The organism is Elstera cyanobacteriorum (assembly GCF_002251735.1).
Classification (GTDB): Bacteria; Pseudomonadota; Alphaproteobacteria; order Elsterales; family Elsteraceae; genus Elstera; species Elstera cyanobacteriorum.
In genome coordinates this window covers 276160-300889 of sequence record NZ_NOXS01000031.1, presented here as the reverse complement: position 1 = coordinate 300889, position 24730 = coordinate 276160, and the positions used below count along the sequence as shown (strand labels likewise).

Here is a 24730-nt window from a genome sequence, read left to right as displayed (position 1 = left end):
TCGTCGGCACCTAGGGGGAGGGGCATACCGTTCGGTTCGCCACGAACAGACCGCTTCCCGTAAGGCCGACCTTAGGCTGAGGGAATGATTATGGAACGTCGTGCGTTTCTAAAATCCGCCGGGCTGGGCGCTGCTGCCGCCACCACCATCGCCGCCCCGGCAATTGCCCAATCCCAACCCGAAATTAAATGGCGCCTGGCGTCGAGCTTCCCGAAGAGCCTCGATACCATTTATGGCGGCGCCGAAACCATCGCCCAACGGGTCTCCGCCGCAACCGGGGGCAAGTTCCAGATCCGCGTTTTCGCCGCCGGGGAAATCGTTCCGGGCCTTCAGGTGCTGGATGCGGTGCAGGCCGGGACGGTCGAGATGGGCCATACCGCCATGTATTACTACGTCGGGAAAGACCCGACCTTCGCCTTCGAATCGACCATCCCCTTCGGTCTGAATACCCGCCAGCACTTGGCGTGGCTGAACCAGGGCGGCGGGAATGCGCTGATAGCGGATTTCCTGAAGGACTATAACATCGTCAGCTTCTCGGCGGGCCAGACCGGTGCCCAGATGGGCGGCTGGTACCGCAAGGAAATCAAAACCCCCGCCGACCTCACCGGTCTTAAGATGCGCATCGGCGGTCTGGCCGGTCAGGTGTTGGCGAAGCTCGGCGGTGTGCCGCAGCAGATCCCGGGCGGTGACATTTACCCGGCGCTGGAAAAAGGCACGATCGACGCCGCCGAATGGGTCGGCCCTTACGACGACGAAAAACTCGGCTTCTACAAAGTCGCAAAATATTATTATTATCCGGGATGGTGGGAAGGCGGATTGAATCTGTCGGCCATCGTCAATCAGGCGCAACTTGAAACCCTGCCGAAGGAGTATCGGGCCATTCTGGAAGCCGCCTGCCACGAGGCAACGGTCACGATGATGAGCAAATACGACGCGCAAAATCCCATCGCGTTGAAAAAGCTCATTGGGTCGGGGGCCTTGCTGCGTCCGTTCTCGCGCGAAATCCTGCAGGCCGCGCATAAGGCCGCCTATGCGCTCTACGACGAATTGGCGCAAACCAATCCGAAGTGGAAAAAAATCTACGAACCGTGGAAGGCATTCCGCGACGACCAGTACCTGTGGTTCCGCGTTGCCGAAACCACGTTCGACAATTTTACCTTTACGGCGGGCAGCCAACGCGCGCAGTAAGAAGGGATAAAGGGCGGGGGATCGGTCCCCCGCCTGCCATAAGAAACGAGGGGGGCTATGACAGGCTTACTTGCTCTCAGCCGGTTGATCGACCGGCTCAACACGTTTGTCGGGGGCGCGGTCAAATGGCTGCTGCTCGTCGCCGTGATCATCTGCACCGTCAATGCGTTCGTGCGCTACCTTTTCGATATGAGTTCGAACGCGTGGCTGGAAGCGCAATGGTACCTATTCGCTGCCGTGTTTCTGCCGGCGGCAGGCTATACGCTGCTGAAAAACGAACATGTGCGCATCGACGTTGTGACCGGGCGCTTCAGCCCGCAAACGCGCGCCAAGATCGAAATCTTCGGCACGCTGGTCTTCATGCTGCCGGTGACGGGGATGATTTTTTATCTCTCGCTGCCGATGGTATGGGACTCCTTTATCCATAGCGAAATGTCCAGCAATGCGGGCGGGTTGATCCGCTGGCCCGCCAAAGTATTGATTCCGATTGGATTTGTGCTGCTCTCGCTTCAGGGCCTGTCGGAAATGATTAAGCGCTTCGCCTTTTTACAGGGATTGATCCCTGATCCCGGCGAAAAGCGCGGTCATCATTGAGCGGCGAGCGAGTAATCCATCATGACGCAATTTTTAATCGAGAATATGGCGCCGCTGATGTTCGGCGGCCTCATCGTCTTCCTCCTACTTGGCTATCCGGTCGCCTTCGCCCTGGGGGCAAACGGGCTGCTGTTCGGCCTTCTCGCCATCGAACTTGGGCTTATTCAGGTTCAACTGTTCCAGGCGCTGCCAGAGCGCGTGTTTGGGATTATGACCAACGATACCCTGTTGGCGATCCCCTTCTTCACCTTCATGGGGCTGATCCTGGAACGATCTGGGATGGCGGAAGATTTGCTGGATACCATCGGTCAGCTCTTCGGGCCGATCCGGGGCGGGCTTGCCTATGCGGTGATCTTCGTCGGCGCGCTGCTGGCGGCGACCACCGGCGTCGTCGCGGCTTCGGTGATCTCGATGGGCCTGATTTCGCTGCCGATCATGCTGCGCTACGGCTATGACCGCCGCGTTGCCTCCGGCGTTATCGCCGCCTCGGGCACGCTGGCGCAGATCATTCCGCCCTCGCTGGTGCTGATTATCATGGCCGACCAATTGGGCCGGTCGGTCGGCGATATGTACGAAGGCGCCTTTCTACCTGGGTTGATGCTGAGCGCGATGTACGCGGGCTTCATCTTCCTGATTTCGATCTTCAAGCCCGACTTCGTGCCCGCCCTACCGAAAGAAGCCCGCACCCTACGCGGGATGGAGATGGTGAAGCGGGTTCTTATTTCGCTCGTGCCCCCGCTGGTTCTGATTTTCCTCGTACTGGGCACCATCTTCCTTGGAATCGCCACCCCGACCGAAGGCGGTGGGATGGGTGCAGCGGGTGCCCTGATCCTTGCGATGATGAAGCGCACGCTGTCCTGGGATCTGGTGAAGCAGGCGATGGACTCGACGACGAAGCTCTCGTCCTTCGTGCTGTTCATCCTGATTGGCTCCACTGTCTTCGGTCTGGTCTTCCGGGGCGTGAACGGCGATCTGTGGGTCGAACATCTGCTGACCGGGCTTCCCGGCGGTCAGACCGGCTTCTTGATCGTGGTGAACATCCTCTTCTTCGTCCTCGCCTTCTTCCTCGACTTCTTCGAACTGGCGTTCATTCTGGTGCCGCTGGTTGGGCCGGTCGCGGATAAGCTTGGGATCGATCTGATTTGGTTCGGCGTGCTGCTGGGCGTGAACATGCAAACGTCCTTCATGCATCCGCCGTTCGGCTTCGCGCTCTTCTTCCTGCGCTCCGTCGCACCGGAGAAGGAGTATACCGATAAGGTTACCGGCAAACGAATGGCGCCGATCACGACCCAGCAGATCTACTGGGGGTCGGTGCCCTTTGTGCTGATCCAGATTATCATGGTCGCGATCCTGATCTTCTGGCCGGGGCTGGTGCTCGACTCGGTACATGGCGCCGCTAAATTCGATCCGAATACCATTCAGATCGAGCTTCCGCCGATGGATGAAAGCGAACCGCCCCCGGTCGAGTTCAAGTAAGCTTAAGCGTTTAGCCTTCCCGATGCCGCCCCGGTCCCCTTGGACCGGGGCGGTTTTCATTGGCCCGGAAAGCGCAAACCCAGCAGCCCTTTCGGGGCTAAAAGCACGATGGCCATCAGAGCCACCCCCAGCCCCGCCCCCCAATAGGCCGGGTGCCAATCGGCCAGAAAGTCCCGCAGTATGGCATAGAGCAGCGGCCCCAAGAGCGCGCCATAGCGCCGCCCGATGCCGCCAAGGATCAGCATCACCAAAATATCCGCCGAGCGATGAAAGCTAAACACCTCCGCCGAGACGAATTGCGTCGTTTGGGTCAAAAGCCCGCCCGCCACCCCGGCCAAGGCGCCTGCAATCAGATACGCCCCGCGCACCCGGGCGGCGATACTCATGCCGAGGGCCTGCATCCGCACAGGGTTATCGTGCAAAGCCCGCAGCGACAGGCCGAAGGGCGCGGCTTCCAGCCGTTTTACACCCCAGAACCCAAGGGCCAGCAGGGCCACCCCGTACCAATAGGCCGTGCGCCCCCATAGGTCGAAGGCGAAGGTTCCGAACAGTGGGGCAATCGTCAGGCTGGGGAGACCATCTTCGCCGCCCGTTAGCCCCGGCAGGCGTAGGGCAGCCTCGTGCAGCAGCAGCCCCAGCCCGAGCGTGACCATCAGCGCAGGCAGACCGCGCAGCCGGGCGAGCACGCCCCCCGCCAGCCCCCCGGCGACCCCGCCGACAAGCGCGGCGGCGAGCAGGCCGGACAGCGGCTCGTCCCACCCCGCCTGCGCCAGTTTTCCGGCCGTATAGGCCCCCAGCCCAAAAAACACCGCCTGACCCAGCGAGAGAATCCCGCCAAGACCGGTCAGCACGTGCAAGGATAGCGCAAACAGCGCCAGCACGCTGATATGGGTGGCGAGCGCCAGCCGGTCGGGTAGCCCCCAGAAGATCGCCAGCGCTGCAACGGCCCAGGCCAGCGGTTCAGCCCAACGGCGCATCAACTCTGTCGCCCAGCGAACAGACCGCCCGGCCAGCGCAGCAGCAGCCCAACCATCACGGCGTAAATCAAGAAACCGCCGACCTGCGGCAGATAATATTTCCCGAAAACATCCAGCACCCCGAGACTAAGCGCCGCGACGAGCGGACCGCCGATCCCGCCAACGCCGCCGACCGCAACAATGATCAGGCACAGCACCAGATATTTCAGCGGAAAAGCCGGGTCCAGCCCAACCAGGGGCACGCTTAGCACTCCGCCCAAGCCCGCGAGCCCAGTGCCGAGGGCGAAGGTTCCGGCGAAAAGCCGCGCAACCGGCAGCCCCAGGCCGCGCGCCACATCGCGATCATCGACGGCGGCACGCAAGCGCATTCCCCAGCGCGTCCGGGCCAGACCGAGTTGTAGGGCAACGATGAGCGCCGCCCCCAAGACCAGCAGAAACAGCCGGTAGCGCCCAAGCTCGAGACCGGCAAAGGCGATCTGCCCCTGCAAAAGGGCGGGCAAGGGCACCGTCTGCTGGCTGCCGCCCCAAACGGCGGTGATCCCCGCCACCACCACAAACAGAAAGCCGATGCAAAAGAGAATTTGATCGAACGCCGGACGGGCGTAGAGGCGGCACAGCAGCGTGCGTTCAACCACCGCCCCCAGCGCTGCCATCGCCAGAAACCCAACGGGCAGCGCCGCCCAGAACGACCCGCCCGCCTGTTTAACCCACGCAACCGCAAGATACCCACCCAATGCGGCATAGCCGCCGTGGGCAAGATGGATGAAGCCCATCAAGCCCAGCGTAATGGCCAGCCCGAGGCTCATGAGATAGAGCAGCATCCCATAGGCTAGCCCATCGAACAGTAGGCCGATCCAAACCGTCGCCATCGCCCCTCCTGTGCTTACGGCGCGATGCCGGGGTCTTTCACGGCGGGAATCGCGTCGAACTCGACATTCACCATCTGGCCGTTCACCCGCTCGGCTTTCCGAATATAGACCGTCTGGACAATATCGCGCGTGGTCGGATCGATCAGGATCGGCCCGCGCGGGCTATCGAGCGTCGTACCCTTCATCGCCTCAACCAAGGCCGGGCCGTCAGATTTTCCGCCGGTCTTTCCAAGGGCCGTCGCAATCAGCGCCAACCCATCATAGGCCGCGACCGACATATAGGAGGGGCGCATGCCCTCGCCAACGATTTTGCGGAAGGCGGCGGTAAAAGCGGCATTGCGCGGGCTATCGTGGACGAAGGAATAATGATGGGTGGTCAAAGCGCCCGCCGCGTCATCGCCCTGGTTTTGCAGGAAAGCGTCGTCCGTCGCCTCCCCCGTCGCCAGCAGCTTGACCCCGGCCGCCGCCAGCCCACGTTCGCGGAAGCTGCGCAAAAAGGCGGTGGGCAGGTCGCCGGAGGGGAAGAAGATGAAGGCGGCTTCCGGCTTATCGTCCTTCAGTCGCTGCACATAGGCCGAGAAATCGGGATTGCTGAGCGGCACGCGCACGGGATTAAGGATCGTCCCGCCGCCTGCCTTAAACACGGTTTGAAACGCCCGTTCGGCGTCGTGACCCGACCCGTAATCCGCCACCAGCGTCGTGACCTGCTTGATCCCCTGCTTTAGCGCCCATTCGGCCATCGGCGCCGATACCTGCCCGACCGTGAAGGACGTGCGGACGATATAGGGGGAGCGGCTGGGAATGACTGAGGAGGCGGCATTCATCACCACCCCGGCCACTTTCGCCTCGGTCAGCACCGGGGCGACGGCCAGCGCATTCGGGCTGAAATCGAGACCGACAATGATATCCACCTTATCGCGAACGATCAGTTCTTTGGCAAACCGCGCCGCCAAATCGGGCGCTGCCCCCGCCGTATCCTTGCGCACAAAGGTGACCGGACGCCCGGCCAGCGTGCCGCCCGTTTCGGCGAGATAGACGGCCATGCCGCCATCAAATTGCTTGCCATAATCGGCGTAAGCGCCGGAATAGCTGGCGATCACCCCCAGCTTCAGCGGTTCGGCCGCGCTGGCGCCCCCGGCCCACCAGAGCGCTACGCCGGACATCAGAAACAGGCGACGGGATAAGGTGGCGATCATTGCGGACTCCCCGGGGACGTGACGGAAAGCGTCGCCTTACCGGCAAAGCGGGGTTTTGTCGAGATGCACGCTGCGTCATCTCGTCACAGTATCGGGCAGTCCGTCATAGTTCGGGGCGATACCGATACGGCGCCGCCAGCCGGTCAATCCCGCCAGCGGCCCGGAAGGCGGCCAAATGCTTGGCCCAAGCCGCCAATTCGTCCGGCGGAACATCGAGGGTAGCGGCAAAATACAGCGGGTAGCGCGTTACCGGCGGCCAGAGTTTGACGAGGCCGCGCGGGGCGTTTTCGGCGGCGACGACGGCGGGGATCACCCATTGCGAGGTAAACCACGCCTCCACCCGCCCGGCCAAGAGCTTGCGTAACCCCGCGTCCTCGGTCCCTGCTGAGTCGAAATTGTTAAACCCACGCGCCCGCAGAAAATTTTCCGGCACGCCATTGCCGATGGTCGCAATCGCTCTGAACTCCCGCGCCCTGTCCAGCGTCATCGGCCCAGGGTCTGACGCCAAGGTCGCGAAGGATAGGGCTTCCTCGACCCCCGTCTCAAGCCAGCGATAGCGATCCGCCCGTTCGGGCGTGCGGGCCAGAAAGGCCGTCATCATCCGGTGACCTTCGGCCATTTCTTGCAACATGCGCGGGATCGGCACGACGGAAACCTTGCCGGAATGGCCAACCTCGGCCGCCACGGCCAGCAGGCTTTCTAGCATAAAGCCCCTCGGTTTCCCGTCTTCAAGATAGGCAAAGGGCGGCAAATGGGGGGCGACGAGCCGGAGTTCGTCCGCCCGCACAGCGCCGGGCATCAATACCGACGCAAGGATCAGAACCCGCCAAATCTTTTTCCGGCCTGCCCGCACCCAGCCCCCCATTATCACCCTAGGGCCCTCCGTGCCGACGCTTGTATGACACCTGCCCTGAGGCTAGGTTGCACCCGCCTTCGCTCAGGTCAAGATTAATTAAGCGTAAATATTTCTTACGTCTCCGCCCATTGCCGTAACAGATTATGATAAATGCCCGATAAACGTAGAACGTTGGCATCATTGCCGCCATGCTCTAGCCCCAATTGCTGCACGGTCTGATCCAGATCGAATAGTAAGCTGCGCTGCGCATCCTGCCGGATCATGCTCTGCAACCAGAAGAAGGAGGCAACCCGCGCCCCGCGCGTTACCGGGGTTACTCGGTGAAGACTGGTCGAGGGGTAGAGAATAAGATGCCCAGCAGGCAGCTTCACCCGCTGCGGGCCGTAGACATCCTCGATCAACAACTCGCCGCCGTCATATTCCTCGGGGTGCGAGAAAAACAGCGTGCACGAAAGGTCCGTCCGCAGCCGGATCGGCGTGCGCGGCACGGCGCGGATGGCGTTATCCACATGCACACCAAAATCCGCGCCGATACCATAGCGGTTAAAGAGCGGCGGAAAAATCCGCTGCGGCAGCGCCGCCGAAATAAACAGAGGCGAGCGCGCAAGGCCCGCCAGAATCATCTCCCCCAGCGCGTCCGCGACGGGGGAGCCTTCCGCCAATTGCGCGTTATTCTTCACGGCAGCCGACTGGGCACCTGCCGTCACCCGCCCGTCGATCCACTCCGCCGCGTCCAAAGCGGCGCGCGCGGTAGCGACTTCGTCGGGCGTCAGAATATCGGGAATGGCGAGAAGCATGATCCTGGTAGGCCCTTCCGGTTAGAACGTCACAGCCAGCGACATCATCGCCGAACGGCCCGGCGCCACATAGGTAAACGGCGAGGCGCTACGATACAGCGTATCGTAATAGGTCTCGTCGGTCAGGTTGAGGATATTGAGGCGCAGGCTGGCGTTCTGGTTGATCTTATACTCACTCATCAGGTCAAAGCGCCAGTAACTGGGAACTTTGGTGCTCAGCGCTTCGAACGTGCCGCCATTCACTTCTGACCGGTAATTCGCCGACCCGCCAATGGAGAAAGCCTCCGTCACCTGATACTTCGTCTGTAGCAGCAGCGAATGTTTGGCAATATTGGCGAGTTTCTTGTTCTTAACGCTCGGGTTCAGGGGATTATCCGTCACCTTGGCGTCAAGATAGGTATAGCCGCCGGTCACGCTCCAGTCGTCCGTGATATTCCCCGCCACGCCGATTTCGAACCCTGCCGAGCGGGCAGAACCGCCGTTGCTGAAGCGGGTGCCGCTATTGACCAGCATTTCGTCTTTCAGCGTGTAGAAGATCGCGGCATTGACGTTCAGGCGCCGGTCGAACAACTGCCACTTGGTGCCGATTTCGAAATTGGTGTTCCGTTCCGGCGAATATTGGGCATAGCCCGGCGCCAAACCGCCGTAACCGGCCGACGTGCCGCCGTCAATCTGCTCGCCCGGCGGGTTGGAGGAGGTGCTGACCGCCCCATAAAGGCTGGCATAGGGAACCGGCTTATAGACAAGGCCAAGGTTCCAGTTAAAGAAGCCTTTTTCATAGGTCGCGCGGTTGGCGGTGGCGGAATAATCGCCGGGGCCGGAATAGGCGCCGATATCATAGTGATCATAGCGAATACCGCCGCTGACCTGCCATTGATCCGACAGTTCTAGCGTATCGGACAGGTAGAAGGCGCGGGTATCAACCGTGGTATCCGAGATCGAGGTGCCGCCAGTGATCTGGCCGGTCCACGGATAGTTCGGATTGGGATTATAGATCGGCTGCGTGATCGAGCGCGGGGTTACCCCCGGTGCGCGGTTGAAGACTTTTTCGCGCGAGATTTCCGTCCCGGCCACAAAGGTATGCTGGCCGAAGCTGCTATCAAGATCGTAGATCAGATTGGCCTGGAGACCGCCGTATTTATTCGTCTGTTCGCGCGTCTTGGCGTTGGAGCCGACGGTCAACGCCGCCAGATTGACGCCTTCCGGCGCCGAAATTACGTAATCATTGCCGGTCACGCCATAGCGGGTGCGCACGTCGAGCTTCAGGTTGCTGTTCAGCTTACCTTCGACGCGCACGGTGCCGATATCGGCCTGGGTCTTCCAGTAATCGCGGCCAACAATCCCATAGAAAGTATCGCGCGGCACATTGAACGGCGCATTGGCGCGGGTATCGTAGGGAATCCCCCAATCCGGCATCGCATCGGTATTGAGGTGGTAATAATCGAGGGTGATTTTCCAATCATCGGCGGGCTTGATCTGCGCTGCAACGGCACCGCCATAGCGCTTGTCGAATACTTCTTTGCGGCCCGCCACGTCGGTATCGTGGATCAGACCGTTGAAGCGCACGGCAAACCGGTCGGAAATCACCTGGTTCACATCGGCGGTCAAGCGGCGGTAATTATCGGTCCCGACCGAGCCTTCGCCCTTAATGAAGTTCTTATCGGTCGGCGTCTTGGTGACGATATCGACCGACCCGCCGGTGGTGCCGCGCCCGCCGATGGTCGAGCTTGGGCCTTTAACGACTTCGAGCTGTTCGACCGCAAAGGTCTCGCGGGAAATCACACCCGGATCGCGCAGCCCATCGATGAACACATCGTTGCGCGCATCAAAGCCACGAATGAAAATGCGGTCGCCGAATGCGTTGCCGCCTTCCCCGGTGCCCAAGGTCACGCCCGGCTGTTGACGCATCACGTCGCGCAGCGAGGTTGCACCCGATTCCTGGATTTGTTCCTTGGTAATCGCGGTCACGCTCTTCGGCGTATCCAGCAATGGCTTGACAAACTTCGGGTTGGCCGAGCGTTCGACCGCCAGCGGCGCGTTGGGATTGGCGTTCGGATTGGCATCCGGCTTGGCCGCCTTATCTTCCACGGTCACCGCAGGCAGCACGGTGTTTTTGGGCGCCGAGGCGGGCGTTTGGGCCGCCGCCGGAAAAAACGCCCCGGCCAGCGGCAGGGCAGCGGCGGCAAGCGCCAAAGGCAAACGGCGGGGCGTCGCCGAGGGATCAGGGGATCGCATCGGAATATCCTTATCGAGTTCTTCGGAAAGTCCGGGGGAAGCGGCGGCGGCCGGACAGCGGGAGCTTTCTAGCCCTTAACAGTGTGACGCAAAAATCGCAACTGCGTCTTAATTGCATCAGCCATATTTTTACCGCAATTGGAAATTCACGGGAATAACCAGGGTCCAGGTTTCGGCAGCGAAAGACGCAGGCATGGCTGGCATCGGGTTGGCGCGGTCGATCATCTCCAGCGCCGCCTTGTCCAGCGTCTCGTTGCCCGACGATTGCACTAGCCTCTTCCCCAGCACACTCCCGTCGCGGCGCAGGGTGAATTCGACCAGCACCTCCCCCTGCCGCTGACCGCGCATCGTGCGCCCGGCGTCGGGCTTATGGCGGGCCAGCCAGCTCGACAGCTTGCTGATGTAATCGCTATCGGGCGCCGGAGGGGCAGGCGGCGCGGCGGCCACCACCGGCGCCGGGTCACGCGCAACAACGGGCGACGGCGCGGCCTGAGGTACCGGCTCGCCCACGGGCTGCGCCGCCGGAATCACCGCTTGCGGAGGCTTCGGCACGGCGGGCGGCGATTTCGCGACGATAGGCTTCGGCTTGGGCGCCGGTTTTGGCGGCAGCGGTGGCGGTGGCGGCGGTAAATCCGCGACGGGCGGCGTTGCACTGCGGATCAACTCTTCCGGCTTCAGCTCGGGCGGCGGTTCCGGCAACGGTAGGTCCAAGGGCGGCGGTTCGGGGGGCGGAGGCACCTCGGCCACTGCTACTGGCGTTGGTTCCACGGGCGTCGGTTCCGGCGGCGTTTCGACCTTAACCGGCTCTGGCGGCGGCTCGGCGGGTGCGGGCGGCGGCGCTTCCGACAGCATGGCAAGCGGCTGCAACTCGATCAATTGCGGCGCTTCAACAGGCTGCATTTGCGGATCGGGGGTCGCCCAGATCAGCAAGCCGACCGCTGCCGCATGCAGCGTAAAGGAGGCAACAAACGCTTTGGCCATATCCGTTCGCTTCCGGCGGGGGGCTACGGTCGGGGTTGTTCGGTCAGAAGGGCAACGCGGTTAAAGCCCGAAGCCCCCACCTGCCCCATCAGATCGGCGATTACGCCATAGGACAGGTTTTTATCGCCGCGCACATAGACCGGGCGGGTCTTATCGGCGGCGGCAAGGGCCTTGAGGCGGGCGGAGAGAAGCTCTTTCGGCAAAGGTTCGTGATCGAGGAACACCTGCCCTTGCGCATCGACCGACACGGTGATCGGCGGCGCGGGCGGGGTAATCTGCGCGGCTTGGCTGCTGGGGAGTTCGACCGGCACGCCCGCTACCAGCATCGGTGCCGCGACCATGAAGATGATCAGCAGCACCAGCATCACATCGACCAGTGGGGTGATATTGATATCGGCAACGGGCGGCAGACCGTCCGCATCCTCCCCGCCGCCGCTGGGCAAGAGTCCACCGGCCATTATGCCGCTTCCTGACTGGCCGGGGTCGGGGCACGGGTCAGCTTCAACGCCGCATCGGCAATCACCGCCTGGCTGCGCGCCGAAAACCGGCCAATCGCCGCCGCCAACAGATTGTAGCCGATGACGGCGGGAATGGCGGCGACAAGGCCCATCGCCGTTGCCAGCAGAGCTTCGGCAATCCCCGGCGCCACGGTGGCAAGGCTTGTATCGCGCGCACTGGCAATCGCCGTGAAGCTGTTCATGATGCCCCAAACGGTACCGAACAGACCGATGAATGGGGCGGAAGAAGAAATCGTCGCCAGTACCGGTAAGCGGCGGTCGAGCGCCCGCACTTCGCGGCCCAATTGCACGCGCATGGCGCTGATCAGATGATCACGCACGAGGCTGGCGGCATGCCCGCGTTCCTGCTGCACCAGCTTCAGCCCCACTGCCAGCACCCGTTGCGCCGCCCCGACCGGGCGCTGCGCGACCTCGGCAAGCGGCACGACGGCGCCGGTTTCGAACGGCGCAAGGCTCCGCTGCGCGACCCACAGGCGGCGGAAAGTTTCCAGAATGACCGCCCAGCCCCAAACGGACGCAAGGGCGAGCAGGACCATCACCGTTTTAACGACGCTATCCGCCTGCAGGAACAGCCCAACGAACGACAGGCTGTGACCGGTCACGGGTGCGTCCACGATGATTCTCCTTCAAGCCGTAGCAGAAAATAGGCCCGTTTCGGACCTTTCCCCTTCATCCTGCCGCACTTGCGAAGAATTATCAATAACAATGAGAGTGATTCTTACCAGCACTCGCAAGTAAGCGGATCAGGTTACCGCCAAGCGATAGCCTACCCCGGCCTCGGTCAGCAGATAGCGTGGCTGATCGGCAGGATCGCGCAGCTTCTGGCGTAATTGCCGCATGTAGACGCGCAGATACTGCACGTCGGCGCCATCCTCGTGCCCCCAAACGGCTTTCAGCAGATGCTTATGGGTCAAAACCCGGCCCGGGTGCTTAGCGAGTTCGGCCAGAATGCCCCATTCTTTCGGCGATAGTTTCACCTCCTCCCCCGCCAGCAGCACACGGCGGTGAAACAAGTCGATGCTGAGCGCGTCCAGGGTAAAAACCTCTGCCGCGCCCTGACTTTGTAGCCGGTGGCGCAGGGCAACGCGGATGCGCGCCAGCAATTCTTCGATGCTGAAGGGTTTGACGATGTAATCATCCGCCCCCAGGTCTAGGGCATCGACCTTGCTGCGCTCCTCCCCCCGGCTGGACAGCACAATGATGGGCAGGGCGCTGGTCATGCGCAATTCGGCGATGACATCCAGCCCATCGCGGTCGGGCAGGCCAAGATCGAGGATCAGCAGATCAACCCCCGGTCGCCGCGCCGCCGCCAGCCCTTCTGCCGCCGTTTCCGCTTCGATGATCGTATAGTCTTGCGCCGCAAGGCTGGTGCGCAAAAACCGGCGAATGGCGGGTTCATCATCCACCACCAGCAAGGTTGCGCGCGGGTTAGTCGCGATGGGGGGAGACATCGATCAAGCTCGCGGGTAGGGAAATCACGAAGGCGGCCCCGCCACCGGGCGCGGCCTGGGCTTCAATAGCGCCGCCCATCGCGTCAATAAAGCCCCGGCAGATGGCAAGCCCCAGGCCCGACCCGCCCGGCGCGGCATCGCTCATATCGAGCCGCTGGAACCGATCGAAGATCGAGCCGCGCTGATCGGGCGGAATGCCGGGACCTTCATCCTCCACCCGCAGTTCGATCCCTGCCGCCACGCGCGCAGCCGCAAGGCGGATGCGGGTGCCGGGCGGGGCATATTTGGCAGCATTGTCCAAAAGGTTCACCAGCACCTGTTCGAACAGCACATGGTCGAGCCGCACCATCGGCAGATCGTCGGGCAGGTCGGTTTCGATGCGGTGCTGGGCCAGCAGCGCCTTGGTACGCGCCAGGGCCGTGCCGACGCCTTCGGCAAGGTCGAATAGCTCCTGCTTGGGCGCCAAGGCCCCGGCCTCAAGGCGCATCATATCCAAGAGATTGCCGACGAACCGGTTCAGCCGCTCGGCCTCCGTCTGCACGGTTTCAAGCAACTCGTCGCGCGCCACCTCCGCCACCTGCGGGCCGAAGCGGCGCAGGGCGGTGACCGACCCGATGATGGTGGCAAGCGGCGTGCGCAGATCGTGGGAAATGGACGTCAACAACGCCGCGCGCAGCTTCTCCGTCTCTGCCAGCAGCCGGGCTTCATCGACGGCCCCCGCTAGCGTGATGCGTTCGATGGCAATCGCCGCCTGATCCGCAAGGGCGATCAACAAGCGGCGCTCGTCTTGGGAGAGAATCGGGCGCCCCCGCTCCGCCCGGTCCAGCCCCAGCACGCCCAGGGTTTCGCGCTCCGTCCGCAACGGTAGGAACAGCCAACGGGCACCGGGGAGCGTATCGGAATCGCGTCCCGTCTCCTGCCCCTTGCCGAATGCCCATTCCGCCGCCGCAAGATCGGCGGCATCAAGCTCGTCTTCCGGCGGATAGCCCGCGCGCACCACGAGCCGCCCCCCTTCGGGCAGCAAAACCACCGTATGCACGCGCAGCATTGCCGCGATTTGATGGGAAATCGCCCACAAAAGATCGTCCATCGTCCCGATGGCGGCCAGCTTGCGGCTGAAGCTGTAAAGGTCCGCCGTCACCTTCGCCCGTTGCGCCGCCACCGTCCCTTGGGCCCGCGTCCGCGCGGCAAGATTGCTCGTCACCAGGGCCGTCACGAAGAAGGCCACCAACGCTACCACATTGGCGGGATCGGCGATGGTGAAGGTGTAGAGCGGCGGCAGGAACAGGAAGTTATAGGCCAGAACCGAAAGCACCGCCGCAAACAGCGATGCCCCCAAGCCGCGCCGGACCGAAACCAGCAGCACGCCGGTTAAGAAGACGAGCGCAAGGTTCGTGACCTCGATGATCCGATCAAGCCCTGCCGCCAGCAGCGTCGCCGCGCTGGTGATCAGCACCGCCTCGGCCAACGCCCTTAGCGGCGGCCAGGCTGGAATAATCGGCTCGAGCGCTGCCCCAGCCCCCAGCGGCACGATCCGCAGACCGATATCGTGACTTTTGCGCACGAGATCCTGCGTGACCGACCCCGCCAGCCAGCGCCGCCAACGCGGCAGGCGCCGATGGCCCAGCACGATCTGCGTTACATTGTGCGCGCGGGCATAGGCGAGAATATCCTCCGCTACTCGCCTCCCCGGCAGGGTCACCGTTTCCGCCCCCAATTGCTCCGCCAGCCGCATCGCTTCGGCAATCCGCGTGCGCGCCGCGTCGGGCGTGCCAAGTGGGCTGGGGATTTCGACGTGCAACACACCCCAGGGGCAGCGCAACCGGTCGGCCATGCGGCGGGTCTGGCGGATCAGCAGATCGGGGGCGGCGCGATGGTCGATGCAGACTAGCAACCGGTCCCCAGTCTCCCACGGCCCGGCGATGGCATGGGTCTGCATAAAATCGCGCATCTGCGCGTCCACCCGCTCCGCCGTTCGGCGCAGGGCCAGTTCGCGCAGGGCGGTCAGATTGGCGGGGGAAAAATAATGCTGCAGGGCGCGCTGCGCCTGCTCCTTCACATAGACTTTCCCCTCCGCCAAGCGCTGACGCAGGGTTTCGGGCGTCACATCGACCAGTTCGATTTCATCGGCACGGTCGATGATCGAATCCGGTACGGTTTCCCGCACGCGGATCCGGGTAATGCGCGCCACCACATCGTTCAGGCTTTCGACATGCTGGACGTTCAGCGTCGTAAAGACGTCAATTCCAGCCGCCAGGATTTCCTCGACATCCAAATAGCGTTTGGGATGGCGGGAGCCAGGGGCGTTGGTATGCGCCAGTTCATCGACCAGCACCAGCGCGGGGCGACGGGCGAGGATAGCGTCAAGGTCCATCTCGCGCAGCGGGCGGCCTTTATAGACCGTCTCGCGCAGCGGCACCGCCTCCAACCCCGCCAGCATCCGCGCGGTTTCCGCCCGCCCGTGGGTTTCGACAATGCCGACGACCATATCGACGCCCTCGCGCCGCCGCTGCCGGGCGATGCGCAGCATCTCGTAAGTCTTGCCCACCCCCGGCGCCGCGCCAAGGAAAATGCGCAGGCGCCCCCGCCCCTCGCGCTCGGCAAGGGCCAGCAGCGCCTCGGGATCGGGGCGCGGCTCGGGGGCGTGGGACTCAGGCGTCGTCATGCCAGACAGATTACGGCGCGTTTTTCGGGCGGGCTAGCGCATCAAGCGCCAGATTGAGCGCCAGCACATTCACGCGCGGCTCGCCGATTACCCCAATCAGCGGGGTTTCGAGGGTTTGCGCCACAATCTCCCGCACCACGGAGGGCGGCAGGGCGCGGGCGGCGGCCACCCGCTCCACTTGGATCAGCGCCGCTTCCGGCGAGATATGCGGATCAAGCCCGCTGCCCGACGCCGTGACGAGATCGGCGGGCACGGGGGCCTTGGTCTCCAGCGCCGTCACATCCGCCGCCACCCGCTCCACCAGGGCCCTCGAGGTTGGACCGAGGTTAGAGCCGCCCGACGCCGCGCCATTGTAGGGCAGTGCGACGCTATTGCCGTTGGCATCCGTCCCGGAGGTGGCCGAGGGCCGACCGTGGAAATAGCGCGCCTCGGTAAAATTCTGCCCGATCAGGCGGGAGCCGACGATACGGCCCCCTTGCTCGATCAAAGAGCCATTCGCCTCAGACGGGAAAGCCACTTGGGCGATACCGGTCACCGCCGCCGGGTACAAAAGGCCGAGTAGCAGGCTCATACCACCCAAAACCACCAGGGCAGGACGTAGAAACGTAAGCATAGAAACCTCCTTAAGCCAACCCGAGGGCGGAAACGGCCAAATCGATCAGCTTGATGCCGATGAAGGGCACGATCAGGCCGCCGAGGCCGTAGATCAGCAGATTGCGCCGCAGCAGTGCCGCCGCGCCCTGGGGCCGATAGGTAACGCCGCGCAAGGCAAGCGGGATCAGGGCGACGATGATGAGGGCATTGAAGATAACGGCGGACAGGATGGCACTGCTGGGCGTCGCCAGCCCCATGATGTTCAGCGCCGACAATTGCGGGTACAGGCCGATGAACATCGCCGGGATGATGGCGAAATATTTCGCGACATCATTGGCGATGGAGAAGGTCGTCAGCGCCCCGCGCGTCATCAGCAACTGTTTGCCGATGCCGACGATTTCGATCAGCTTCGTGGGGTCGCTGTCGAGGTCGATCATATTGCCCGCCTCGCGCGCCGCCACGGTGCCGGTATTCATCGCAACGCCGACGTCGGCCTGGGCGAGGGCGGGCGCATCGTTGGTGCCGTCGCCGCACATGGCGACCAGCTTGCCCTTGGCCTGTTCGTCGCGGATCAGCTTTAGTTTTGCTTCCGGCGTGGCTTGCGCGAGGAAATCATCCACCCCCGCCTCGGCCGCGATGGCGGCGGCGGTCAGCGGATTATCGCCGGTGATCATCACCGTGCGGATGCCCATGCGCCGCAGTTCGGAAAACCGCTCACGAATGCCGCCCTTCACCACGTCTTTGAGGTGAACGACGCCGAGCGGCTGGCCACCTTCCGCCACTACCAGCGGCGTGCCGCCGGATTTAGCGACCGCTTCCACACTGGCCGTCAGCGCCGCCGGGGCCTTGCCGCCGCTCCAGGCAATAACGGCATCCGCCGCGCCTTTGCGGATCTGCCGCGCGCCAATGTCGATCCCGCTCATGCGCGTATTGGCGGAAAAGGGGATGAATTTGGCGCCACGGTCGGCCATATCGAGCGCCCGCAGGCCAAAGTTATCCTTTGCCAACACCGTGATCGAGCGACCTTCCGGCGTTTCGTCCGACAAGGATGCCAGCATCGCCGCCTCCGCCAGCCGCTTGGCCTCGACGCCTGGTAGCGGCAAGAAGTCGGACGCCACGCGGTTACCCAGCGTGATCGTGCCGGTCTTATCCAGCAGCAGCGTATCAACATCCCCCGCCGCCTCCACTGCGCGGCCCGAGGTGGCGAGCACGTTGAAGCGCACCAAGCGGTCCATCCCGGCGATGCCGATGGCGGACAGCAGGGCGCCAATCGTCGTGGGGATAAGCGTTACGAAGAGCGCAATCAGCACGACGACGGAGATGCTGCCGCTGCTATAGGCGGCAAAGCCCGGCACGGTCGCCACCGCCAGCAGGAAGATGATGGACAGGCCCGCCAGCAGGATCGACAGGGCAATCTCGTTCGGCGTCTTCTGCCGCTGCGCGCCTTCGACCAGGGAAATCATGCGGTCGAGGAAGGTGGAGCCGCGCGCGGCGGTAATGCGGATCGTCAGTTCATCGGATAGAACCCGCGTGCCGCCCGTGACCGCCGAGCGGTCGCCGCCGCTTTCGCGGATCACCGGGGCGCTTTCGCCGGTAATCGCGCTTTCATCGACGGAGGCAACGCCTTGGATTACCTCCCCATCGGAGGGGATGATTTCCAGCGCCTCGACAATCACCACGTCGCCGGGCTTAAGGTCGAGGGCGGAGACGGTTTCCGTCTCGCCGCCCGCGGTCTTGCGGCGGGCCGTGGTTTCGGTGCGGGTTTTGCGCAGGCTATCGGCCTGGGCGCGCCCGCGCCCCTCGGCAACCGCTTCGGCAAACGTGCCGAACAGCACAGTGAACCACAGCCAAGCGGTGATCTGTGCCGTAAAACCCGTACCGCCCGCACCGATGATCAGATCGCGGGCTAATAGAAGATTCGTCACCAAGGCCACCACAGCCACGACGAAAAGAACGGGATTCCGGGCCAGCGCGCGCGGGTTCAGTTTGGTGAACGCCTGGCCCATCGCCGGAACCAAGATCGCCGGATCGGCCAGCGAAATAAGAGGACGTTTGCTCATGGCCTATGCCTTAGAAAAGTTGCCCGGCGGCCAGTGCCAGATGTTCGGCAATCGGCCCCAGCGCGAGCGAAGGGAAGTAGGTCAGCCCGCCGACGATCAGGATCACCCCAACCAAAAGGCCGACGAATAAGGGGGTATCGGTCGGGAAACTGCCGGGGGAGGCTGGTTGCGGGGTTTTCCGTGCCAACGATCCCGCCACCGCCATCACCGGCACCAGCATGGCAAAGCGCCCCAGCAGCATGGCGACCCCCAGCAGCGTATTATGCAGGGGGGTATTAGCGTTGAAGCCCGCAAAGGCCGACCCGTTGTTCGCGGTCGCGGAGGTATAGGCGTAAAGCGCTTCCGAAAACCCATGCGGCCCGGCGTCCTGCAAACTGGCAAGGCCTGCCGGCAGGAAGCCGATCAGCGCGGTAAAGCCGAGAATCGAGAGCGGCAGCACGAGCATCGACAGCATCGCCATCGCCACTTCCGCCTTCTCGATCTTCTTGCCGAGATATTCCGGCGTGCGCCCGACCATCAGCCCGGCGATGAAAACCGCCAGCACGGCAAAGACCAGCATGCCATAGAGGCCGGAGCCGACACCGCCGACGATAATCTCGCCGAGTTGCATATTGATCAGCGGGATCATGCCGCCGAGCGGCAGGAAACTATCGATCATAGCGTTGACCGCCCCGCAGGAGGCGGCGGTGGTGATAACGGTGAACAGCGCGGTGGCCGCCAGACCGAAGCGGACTTCCTTGCCTTCGAAATTGCCGCCCGTGACGCCCATCTGCGCCAGGATCGGATTGCCAGAGGCTTCGACACCGTAAACAACCGCCGTGCCGATCAAGAACAGCACCCCCATGGCGGCGAAAATCGCCCAGCCCTGCTTTTCATTGCCGACCATGCGCCCGAAACTGTTGGTCAGCCCAGCGCCGAGGACGAAAATCAGCAGCATCTGCACAAGGTTCGACAGGGCGGTTGGGTTTTCAAACGGATGGGTGGAGTTGGCGTTAAAGAAACCGCCGCCGTTGGTGCCGAGCATCTTGATGGCGAGTTGCGAGGCGACCGGCCCGAGGCTGAGGGTCTGGCGCGTGCCTTCCAAAGTCACCGCTTCGGCACCGGCCGCCAACGTCTGCGGCACGCCCTGCCAGACGAAGAACAGCGCCGCGATGAAGGAAATCGGTAGCAGCACATAGAGGGTGCAGCGGGTGAGATCGACCCAGAAATTCCCCAAATCCCGCGCCGATTTAGCGGCGAAGCCCCGGATGACCGCCACCGCAAGGCAGATTCCGGTCGCGGCGGACAAGAAATTCTGCACGGTCAGCCCGGCCATCTGGCTGAAATGGCTCAGGGTGGTCTCGCCGCCATAAGACTGCCAGTTCGTGTTGGTGACGAAGCTGACCGCCGTGTTGAAGGCAAGGTCGGGCGAAACGGCGCCGAAACCCTGGGGGTTCAGCGGCAGTACGTCCTGCAAGCGCAGAATGGTGTAGAGCAGCACGGCCCCCGCCCCATTCATCACCAGCATCGAAACGGTATAGGCAACCCAGCCCTGCCCGGCTTTCGGCGACACGCCCGCCGCCGCATAAAAACCGCGCTCCAGCCGCCCCATCACGGGGGTCAGCACCACGCGCTCCCCGGCAAAAACGCGGGTGAGATAGCCGCCCGTGGGCCGGGTCAGCATCAGAATTAAAAGGCAAAAGAGCGCGATCAGCGCCCATCCAGTAATTGTCATGACGGGTCTCTCAGAGCAAATCCCGAGCGGGTGCAGCACCCGCGACGACGCATTTGCTGGAAAAACAATACTTTAGAGCGTTCATTGTGAGCCGAAGCGAACAACGGACGCTCTAAAAACGCTCGGGCCGCAGCAGGGCGGCCAGCAGATAGGCGAGCAGCCCGAGGGCCGTGGCGCCGCCGAGGATTAGATCGAGGCTCATCGGTCGATTTCCTTGGCGCAGGCCAGGGCATAGCCGACCAGAGCCGAAAATCCGGCGCCGAGGGCGGCCAGGAACAGAAAATCCAGCATGTTTTTCTCCTGGGACGGGATGTCCCACCGGAACCAGGAGACGGCAAACCCGCGTGAAACTTCGAGACGAAGCCGGGCGGCGCCGCATAAAAATTCCATAAAAAGCGGCGGCTGCGGCATCGGGTACGGTTGACGTATGCGGCAGGTTGGGCGTTAGCTAAGCGATGGCGCCCTGACCCAGATCAAGGACGGCGGGCGCCCGATCTGCCAGAGGTGAGCCATGCAACTGCCCTCGCTCGTCCATTTCATCATCCGTCACGCCCTCGCCGGGGCGGGGCTTGGGGCTGCGGTTGGGTTCGGTCTATTGCTGGCGGATGCCTGGGGCCTTGCGACCCTGGCCCGGCAGGCGAATTTCGGGTTTGCGGCCTGGGTGCTGCTGCCCTGGGGCTTTGCCGTGACCTTCGGCGGGGTGCAGGTCGGCATCGCTGTTATGTTGATTGATGACGATGACGAGCCGCGCGGCGGCAAGCGCCAGCGCATCGACCGGTCGGCGGTGCCTGTCGCTATTCCGGTTAAAGTCGCACCCCGCAAACGGCGCTAACGGCGGATCATTATGCGTTTTCTGAAAATTCTCGGGCTACTGCTGCTCGCCCTTGCCATTTCCGGTGGCGGATATTTCGCCTATCGCCTCTATAAACCGAAAGCGGCGCTGCCTGCCGGGATTATCGGCAGCAACGGGCGGATCGAAGCGAACGAGACCGATCTTGCGGTAAAATTCGCCGGGCGCCTGACGGAGGTGGCGGTGCAGGAAGGCGATATGGTCCAGGCCGGGGCGATTGTCGCGAAGATCGACACCGCCGACCTCGACGCCGCCTTACGGGCCGCCGAGGCCAATGTACGGCAGACGGAGAAGGCGCAAGCCGAAGCGGACGCCCAAATCGCCCAACGCAAGAGCGAGTTAACCCTGGCGGATCAAGAGCTGGACCGAGCGCTAGCCCTGATTGCCAAGGGCAATGTCTCGCAGCAGCGCGTCGATCAAGCGCGCAACCAACGGCGGACGGCGGCGGCGGCGCTCGATGCCGCCCGCAGCCGCCAGGATGCCGCTAAGGAGGCCATCGCCGCCGCCCGCGCCGAGGCCGAACGCTTACGCGTCCAAATCGCCGACGGCACGCTGAAAGCCCCGGTGACGGGCCGGGTACTCTATCGCCTCGCCGAACCGGGTGAAGTGCTAGCCGCCGGCGGCAAGGTGGTGACGCTGCTCGATCTTTCGAACGTCTATATGACCCTGTTCCTGCCGACCCAAGAGGCAGGGGCGCTGGCGATGGGGGCGGAAGGCCGCATCGTGTTGGATGCCCTGCCGGGCCGCGCCATTCCGGCGACCGTCTCCTTCGTGTCCGCCCGCGCGCAATTCACCCCGCGTCAGGTGGAAACCCAGCGGGAGCGGGATCGCATGATGTACCGCATCAAGATCCGCGTGCCGGAAACCCTGGTGCAGCAGTACATCGAGTATGTGAAAACCGGCCTTACGGGCATGGGCTATGTGAAACTCGCCCCGCAGGCGGCGTGGCCCGAGTGGCTGCAATCCGACCTGACCAAACCGCAGTGACGCTAGCAACGTGACCGATGCCGTTGCGCTGACCGGAGTTTCCCACCGCTACGGTACGACCGTAGGGTTGGACGCGGTGTCGCTAACCGTTCCAGAAGCCTGTACCCTAGGGCTGATCGGCCCGGATGGGGTGGGGAAATCCACCCTGCTCGCCCTCATTGCCGGGGCCAAGGCGGTGCAAGATGGCAGCGTCATTACCCTGGGGGCCGATATGCGCCGCAGCGGCGCGCGCACCCGCGTTCAACCGCGCATCGCCTATATGCCGCAGGGTCTGGGGAAGAATCTCTACCCCGACATCAGCGTGCGCGAGCATCTGGAGTTTTTCGGCAAGCTCTTCGGCCTATCGGCGGCAGCGCGGGAGGAGCGCAGCGTCGCCCTGCTCACCGGCACCGGCCTTGCCCCTTTCGCCGACCGGCCGATGGGCAAACTGTCGGGCGGGATGAAACAGAAGCTGGGCCTGTGCTGCGCCCTGATCCACGATCCCGACCTCTTGATCCTCGACGAGCCGACCACCGGCGTCGATCCGCTCTCCCGCCGCCAGTTCTGGGAGTTGGTCGCCCGCATTCGGGAAAACCGCCCGCAAATGAGCGTGCTGGTCGCCACCTCCTATATGGATGAAGCCGACCAGTTTGACCGGGTGGCCGCCCTGCACGGCGGCAAAATCCTGGCCTGCGCCCCGCCCGCCGATCTGAAAGCCCAGACCGGCAGCGCCAGCCTGGAAGACGCCTTTATCGCCCTGCTGCCGCCCGAGGCGAAGGCGGGCCACCGTCTTCCGCAGAAAACCGCCTTGCCGGAGGGGGGCGATACAGCGCCGGTGATCGAAGCGCGCGGCCTAACCCGCACCTTTGGCGCCTTCACCGCCGTTGACCATGTGGATTTCGCCATCCGGCGCGGCGAGATTTTCGGCTTCCTTGGCTCCAACGGCTGCGGCAAGAGCACGACGATGAAAATGCTGACCGGCCTGCTGCCCAGCAGTTCCGGGGATGCCTTTTTACTCGGCCAACCCATCGACCCGACCGATCTACAGGCCCGGCGCAAGGTCGGCTATATGTCGCAGGCCTTCTCGCTCTATAGCGAGCTTACCGTCCGGCAGAACCTGCGCCTACATTCAAAAATCTTCCGCCTGGCGCCCGAAGCGGCAGCCGGGCGGGAAGCGGCGTTGTCGGCCCGCTTCGGCCTTGCCCCCTATCTCGACCATCTCTCCGGCGATTTACCGCTCGGGGTGCGCCAGCGGCTATCCTTGGCGGTCGCCATTCTGCATGAACCCGATGTGCTGATCCTCGACGAGCCAACCTCTGGCGTCGATCCCGTCGCCCGCGATGCCTTTTGGCAGGAACTGTTCACCCTATCGCGGGAGCAGGGGGTGACGATCTTCGTCTCCACCCATTTTATGAACGAGGCGGCGCGCTGCGACCGCATCGCCTTCATGCACGCGGGCCGGGTGCTGGCCATCGACACGCCGGAGGCGTTGCAAGCGGCGCGCGGCGCGCCAAGCCTGGACGCCGCCTTCATCGGCGCGATGGAGGACGCCCTCGGCCCTGCGGCCTCGACGGAGGCGCCCTTCCCCGATCCGCTGCCGTCGCACGGCAAACCGCCGCTCTTCTCCCTCAACCGTCTCGGCGCCTATGCTTGGCGCGAGGCGTTGGAGATGCTGCGCGATAAGGTACGGCTGACCGTGGCGCTGTTCGGCACCGCTCTGCTGATGATCGTGTTCGGCTACGGCATTTCGCTGGACGTCGAGAAAGTTCCCTTCGCCGCGCTCGATTACGACCAATCGCCGGAAAGCCGGGCCTATCTGGAGCAGTTTCAAGGCTCCTCCTACTTCCGGCAGGTAACGCCGCCTGCCGGTCCCGATGGGCTGATGAAGGCACTGCGCGGCGCCCGCATTGCGGCGGCTATCGAGATTCCTCCCGATTTCGGCCTGCATCTGCGCCGTGGCCAGCCGACGGAGATTAGCGTTGCCATCGACGGCGCCATGCCCTTTCGGGCGGAAACCGTGGAAGGCTATGTCGTCGGCCTGCACCAGCAGTTCATCGCAACCCTGGCGCGGGAGAATGGCATCACCCTGCCCGCGCCGCCGATCCAGATCGAAACGCGCTTTCGCTATAATCAGGGCTTCCGCAGCCTTGATGCGATGGTGCCCGCCACCATCGCCCTGCTATTGGTGATGATCCCGGCGATCCTGATGGCGCTGGCGGTGGTGCGGGAGAAGGAAATGGGCACCATCGCCAATTTCTACGTAACCCCCACCAGCCGCTTCGAATTTCTGATCGGCAAGCAGATCCCCTATGTGCTGATCGGCATGGTGAATTTCACCCTGATGGGGGTCATGGCGGTCACGCTGTTCGGCGTGCCGCTGAAGGGCAGCGTGCTTGGTCTCGCGCTCGGGGCGCTCGCTTACGTGACCTGCACCACCGGCATCGGCCTCTTCATGTCCTCCTTCGCGCGCACGCAGATTGCCGCGTTGTTCGGCACAGCCGTCGCCTCCGTCATGCCTGCCGTGCAGTTTTCCGGCATGATGCAGCCGGTGGCGAGTTTGGAGGATGGGGCGCGGCTGATCGGCACCTTCTTCCCCACCACCTATTTCATGAAAATTAGCGTCGGCGCGTTCACGAAGGGGCTGACCTTCGCCGATCTCATGCCCTTTCTGCTGTCGCTGCTGGCCTTCATCCCGGTGCTCTGGGGCCTGTCGATGCTCCTGTTGAAGAAGCAGGAGCGCTGA

21 protein-coding genes are annotated in these 24730 nt (G+C 63.4%); 6 read left to right on the top strand and 15 right to left on the bottom strand.

All coding sequences use genetic code 11. From position 1 onward, the window contains the following. Positions 1 to 90: 90 nt before the first annotated feature. The 3 genes from CHR90_RS08735 to CHR90_RS08725 are packed head-to-tail and all read left to right on the top strand — an operon-like array spanning position 91 to position 3258. Entirely contained in the window at positions 91 to 1188 is a 1098-nt protein-coding gene (locus CHR90_RS08735) for a TRAP transporter substrate-binding protein (protein WP_094408680.1), read from the top strand. Positions 1189 to 1245: 57 nt separating this feature from the next. After that, complete coding sequence (locus CHR90_RS08730; protein WP_094408598.1) at positions 1246 to 1782, top strand: TRAP transporter small permease subunit; 537 nt, start codon at positions 1246 to 1248, stop codon at positions 1780 to 1782. Positions 1783 to 1803: 21 nt separating this feature from the next. Further along, the gene (locus CHR90_RS08725) at positions 1804 to 3258 is read left to right on the top strand and encodes a TRAP transporter large permease (RefSeq protein ID WP_094408597.1); all 1455 of its coding nucleotides are present in this window, start codon (positions 1804 to 1806) and stop codon (positions 3256 to 3258) included. 56 nt (positions 3259 to 3314) lie between these two features. Here CHR90_RS08725 and CHR90_RS08720 read toward each other — a convergent pair whose 3' ends face one another. The 15 genes from CHR90_RS08720 to kdpF all read right to left on the bottom strand — a co-directional run bounded on the left by CHR90_RS08720 (position 3315) and on the right by kdpF (position 20373). Further along, a complete protein-coding gene (locus CHR90_RS08720) occupies positions 3315 to 4235 on the bottom strand; it encodes a branched-chain amino acid ABC transporter permease (RefSeq protein ID WP_094408596.1) in 921 nt (306 codons plus the stop codon). After that, positions 4235 to 5104, bottom strand: coding sequence for a branched-chain amino acid ABC transporter permease (locus CHR90_RS08715; RefSeq protein ID WP_094408595.1), 870 nt, complete (start codon positions 5102 to 5104; stop codon positions 4235 to 4237). Before CHR90_RS08715 ends, CHR90_RS08720 begins: the two co-directional genes overlap by 1 nt. A 14-nt stretch (positions 5105 to 5118) precedes the next feature. Continuing rightward, positions 5119 to 6300: an ABC transporter substrate-binding protein gene (locus CHR90_RS08710; RefSeq protein ID WP_094408594.1), complete on the bottom strand. Its 1182-nt coding sequence runs from the start codon at positions 6298 to 6300 to the stop codon at positions 5119 to 5121. 103 nt (positions 6301 to 6403) lie between these two features. Next, on the bottom strand, positions 6404 to 7165 hold the full coding sequence (locus tag CHR90_RS08705) for a substrate-binding periplasmic protein (protein ID WP_094408593.1): 762 nt from the start codon (positions 7163 to 7165) through the stop codon (positions 6404 to 6406). A gap of 104 nt (positions 7166 to 7269) precedes the next feature. Beyond that, positions 7270 to 7953 (bottom strand): Fe2+-dependent dioxygenase, encoded by a 684-nt coding sequence (locus tag CHR90_RS08700; protein ID WP_094408592.1) that lies wholly within the window; start codon positions 7951 to 7953, stop codon positions 7270 to 7272. Between the two features lie 21 nt (positions 7954 to 7974). Continuing rightward, positions 7975 to 10188, bottom strand: a complete 2214-nt coding sequence (locus CHR90_RS08695; protein WP_094408591.1) for a TonB-dependent receptor — start codon at positions 10186 to 10188, stop codon at positions 7975 to 7977. A 129-nt stretch (positions 10189 to 10317) separates the two neighbouring features. Continuing rightward, positions 10318 to 11169 (bottom strand): energy transducer TonB family protein, encoded by an 852-nt coding sequence (locus CHR90_RS08690; protein WP_094408590.1) that lies wholly within the window; start codon positions 11167 to 11169, stop codon positions 10318 to 10320. A 23-nt stretch (positions 11170 to 11192) separates the two neighbouring features. Next, entirely contained in the window at positions 11193 to 11627 is a 435-nt protein-coding gene (locus CHR90_RS08685) for an ExbD/TolR family protein (RefSeq protein WP_094408589.1), read from the bottom strand. Further along, positions 11627 to 12301, bottom strand: a complete 675-nt coding sequence (locus CHR90_RS08680; RefSeq protein ID WP_094408588.1) for a MotA/TolQ/ExbB proton channel family protein — start codon at positions 12299 to 12301, stop codon at positions 11627 to 11629. Before CHR90_RS08680 ends, CHR90_RS08685 begins: the two co-directional genes overlap by 1 nt. 129 nt (positions 12302 to 12430) lie before the next feature. Further along, a complete protein-coding gene (locus CHR90_RS08675; RefSeq protein WP_094408587.1) occupies positions 12431 to 13138 on the bottom strand; it encodes a response regulator in 708 nt (235 codons plus the stop codon). Further along, a complete protein-coding gene (locus CHR90_RS08670) occupies positions 13116 to 15803 on the bottom strand; it encodes a sensor histidine kinase (protein WP_094408586.1) in 2688 nt (895 codons plus the stop codon). The genes CHR90_RS08675 and CHR90_RS08670 overlap by 23 nt, the downstream gene beginning before the upstream one ends. Positions 15804 to 15813: 10 nt before the next feature. After that, a complete protein-coding gene (gene kdpC, locus CHR90_RS08665; RefSeq protein WP_094408585.1) occupies positions 15814 to 16416 on the bottom strand; it encodes a potassium-transporting ATPase subunit KdpC in 603 nt (200 codons plus the stop codon). Between the two features lie 10 nt (positions 16417 to 16426). Continuing rightward, on the bottom strand, positions 16427 to 18457 hold the full coding sequence (gene kdpB / locus CHR90_RS08660; protein WP_094408584.1) for a potassium-transporting ATPase subunit KdpB: 2031 nt from the start codon (positions 18455 to 18457) through the stop codon (positions 16427 to 16429). Positions 18458 to 18467: 10 nt separating this feature from the next. Next, complete coding sequence (kdpA, locus tag CHR90_RS08655; RefSeq protein ID WP_094408583.1) at positions 18468 to 20171, bottom strand: potassium-transporting ATPase subunit KdpA; 1704 nt, start codon at positions 20169 to 20171, stop codon at positions 18468 to 18470. A 112-nt stretch (positions 20172 to 20283) separates the two neighbouring features. Then, positions 20284 to 20373 (bottom strand): K(+)-transporting ATPase subunit F, encoded by a 90-nt coding sequence (gene kdpF, locus CHR90_RS19195; protein ID WP_141210910.1) that lies wholly within the window; start codon positions 20371 to 20373, stop codon positions 20284 to 20286. Between the two features lie 309 nt (positions 20374 to 20682). On the opposite strand from kdpF, the gene CHR90_RS08645 reads away from it, so the two are divergent. Genes CHR90_RS08645 through rbbA form a run of 3 tightly spaced genes read left to right on the top strand, consistent with a single transcriptional unit; the run spans position 20683 to position 24730 of the window. Then, positions 20683 to 21003, top strand: coding sequence for a hypothetical protein (locus CHR90_RS08645; RefSeq protein ID WP_094408581.1), 321 nt, complete (start codon positions 20683 to 20685; stop codon positions 21001 to 21003). A gap of 12 nt (positions 21004 to 21015) precedes the next feature. Next, on the top strand, positions 21016 to 22008 hold the full coding sequence (locus CHR90_RS08640; protein WP_094408580.1) for an HlyD family secretion protein: 993 nt from the start codon (positions 21016 to 21018) through the stop codon (positions 22006 to 22008). A 10-nt stretch (positions 22009 to 22018) separates the two neighbouring features. Further along, a complete protein-coding gene (rbbA, locus tag CHR90_RS08635; RefSeq protein ID WP_094408579.1) occupies positions 22019 to 24730 on the top strand; it encodes a ribosome-associated ATPase/putative transporter RbbA in 2712 nt (903 codons plus the stop codon).

Coding starts and splice junctions, on each gene's coding strand:
- CHR90_RS08715 (WP_094408595.1), bottom strand. CDS start 5,104: ATGGCGACGGTTTGGATCGGCCTACTGTTCGATGGGCTAGCCTATGGG.
- CHR90_RS08735 (WP_094408680.1), top strand. CDS start 91: ATGGAACGTCGTGCGTTTCTAAAATCCGCCGGGCTGGGCGCTGCTGCC.
- CHR90_RS08730 (WP_094408598.1), top strand. CDS start 1,246: ATGACAGGCTTACTTGCTCTCAGCCGGTTGATCGACCGGCTCAACACG.
- CHR90_RS08700 (WP_094408592.1), bottom strand. CDS start 7,953: ATGCTTCTCGCCATTCCCGATATTCTGACGCCCGACGAAGTCGCTACC.
- CHR90_RS08725 (WP_094408597.1), top strand. CDS start 1,804: ATGACGCAATTTTTAATCGAGAATATGGCGCCGCTGATGTTCGGCGGC.
- kdpB (WP_094408584.1), bottom strand. CDS start 18,457: ATGAGCAAACGTCCTCTTATTTCGCTGGCCGATCCGGCGATCTTGGTT.
- CHR90_RS08685 (WP_094408589.1), bottom strand. CDS start 11,627: ATGGCCGGTGGACTCTTGCCCAGCGGCGGCGGGGAGGATGCGGACGGT.
- CHR90_RS08710 (WP_094408594.1), bottom strand. CDS start 6,300: ATGATCGCCACCTTATCCCGTCGCCTGTTTCTGATGTCCGGCGTAGCG.
- kdpF (WP_141210910.1), bottom strand. CDS start 20,373: ATGAGCCTCGATCTAATCCTCGGCGGCGCCACGGCCCTCGGGCTGCTC.
- CHR90_RS08675 (WP_094408587.1), bottom strand. CDS start 13,138: ATGTCTCCCCCCATCGCGACTAACCCGCGCGCAACCTTGCTGGTGGTG.
- kdpC (WP_094408585.1), bottom strand. CDS start 16,416: ATGCTTACGTTTCTACGTCCTGCCCTGGTGGTTTTGGGTGGTATGAGC.
- CHR90_RS08670 (WP_094408586.1), bottom strand. CDS start 15,803: ATGACGACGCCTGAGTCCCACGCCCCCGAGCCGCGCCCCGATCCCGAG.
- kdpA (WP_094408583.1), bottom strand. CDS start 20,171: ATGACAATTACTGGATGGGCGCTGATCGCGCTCTTTTGCCTTTTAATT.
- CHR90_RS08695 (WP_094408591.1), bottom strand. CDS start 10,188: ATGCGATCCCCTGATCCCTCGGCGACGCCCCGCCGTTTGCCTTTGGCG.
- CHR90_RS08645 (WP_094408581.1), top strand. CDS start 20,683: ATGCAACTGCCCTCGCTCGTCCATTTCATCATCCGTCACGCCCTCGCC.
- CHR90_RS08690 (WP_094408590.1), bottom strand. CDS start 11,169: ATGGCCAAAGCGTTTGTTGCCTCCTTTACGCTGCATGCGGCAGCGGTC.
- CHR90_RS08720 (WP_094408596.1), bottom strand. CDS start 4,235: ATGCGCCGTTGGGCTGAACCGCTGGCCTGGGCCGTTGCAGCGCTGGCG.
- CHR90_RS08640 (WP_094408580.1), top strand. CDS start 21,016: ATGCGTTTTCTGAAAATTCTCGGGCTACTGCTGCTCGCCCTTGCCATT.
- CHR90_RS08705 (WP_094408593.1), bottom strand. CDS start 7,165: ATGGGGGGCTGGGTGCGGGCAGGCCGGAAAAAGATTTGGCGGGTTCTG.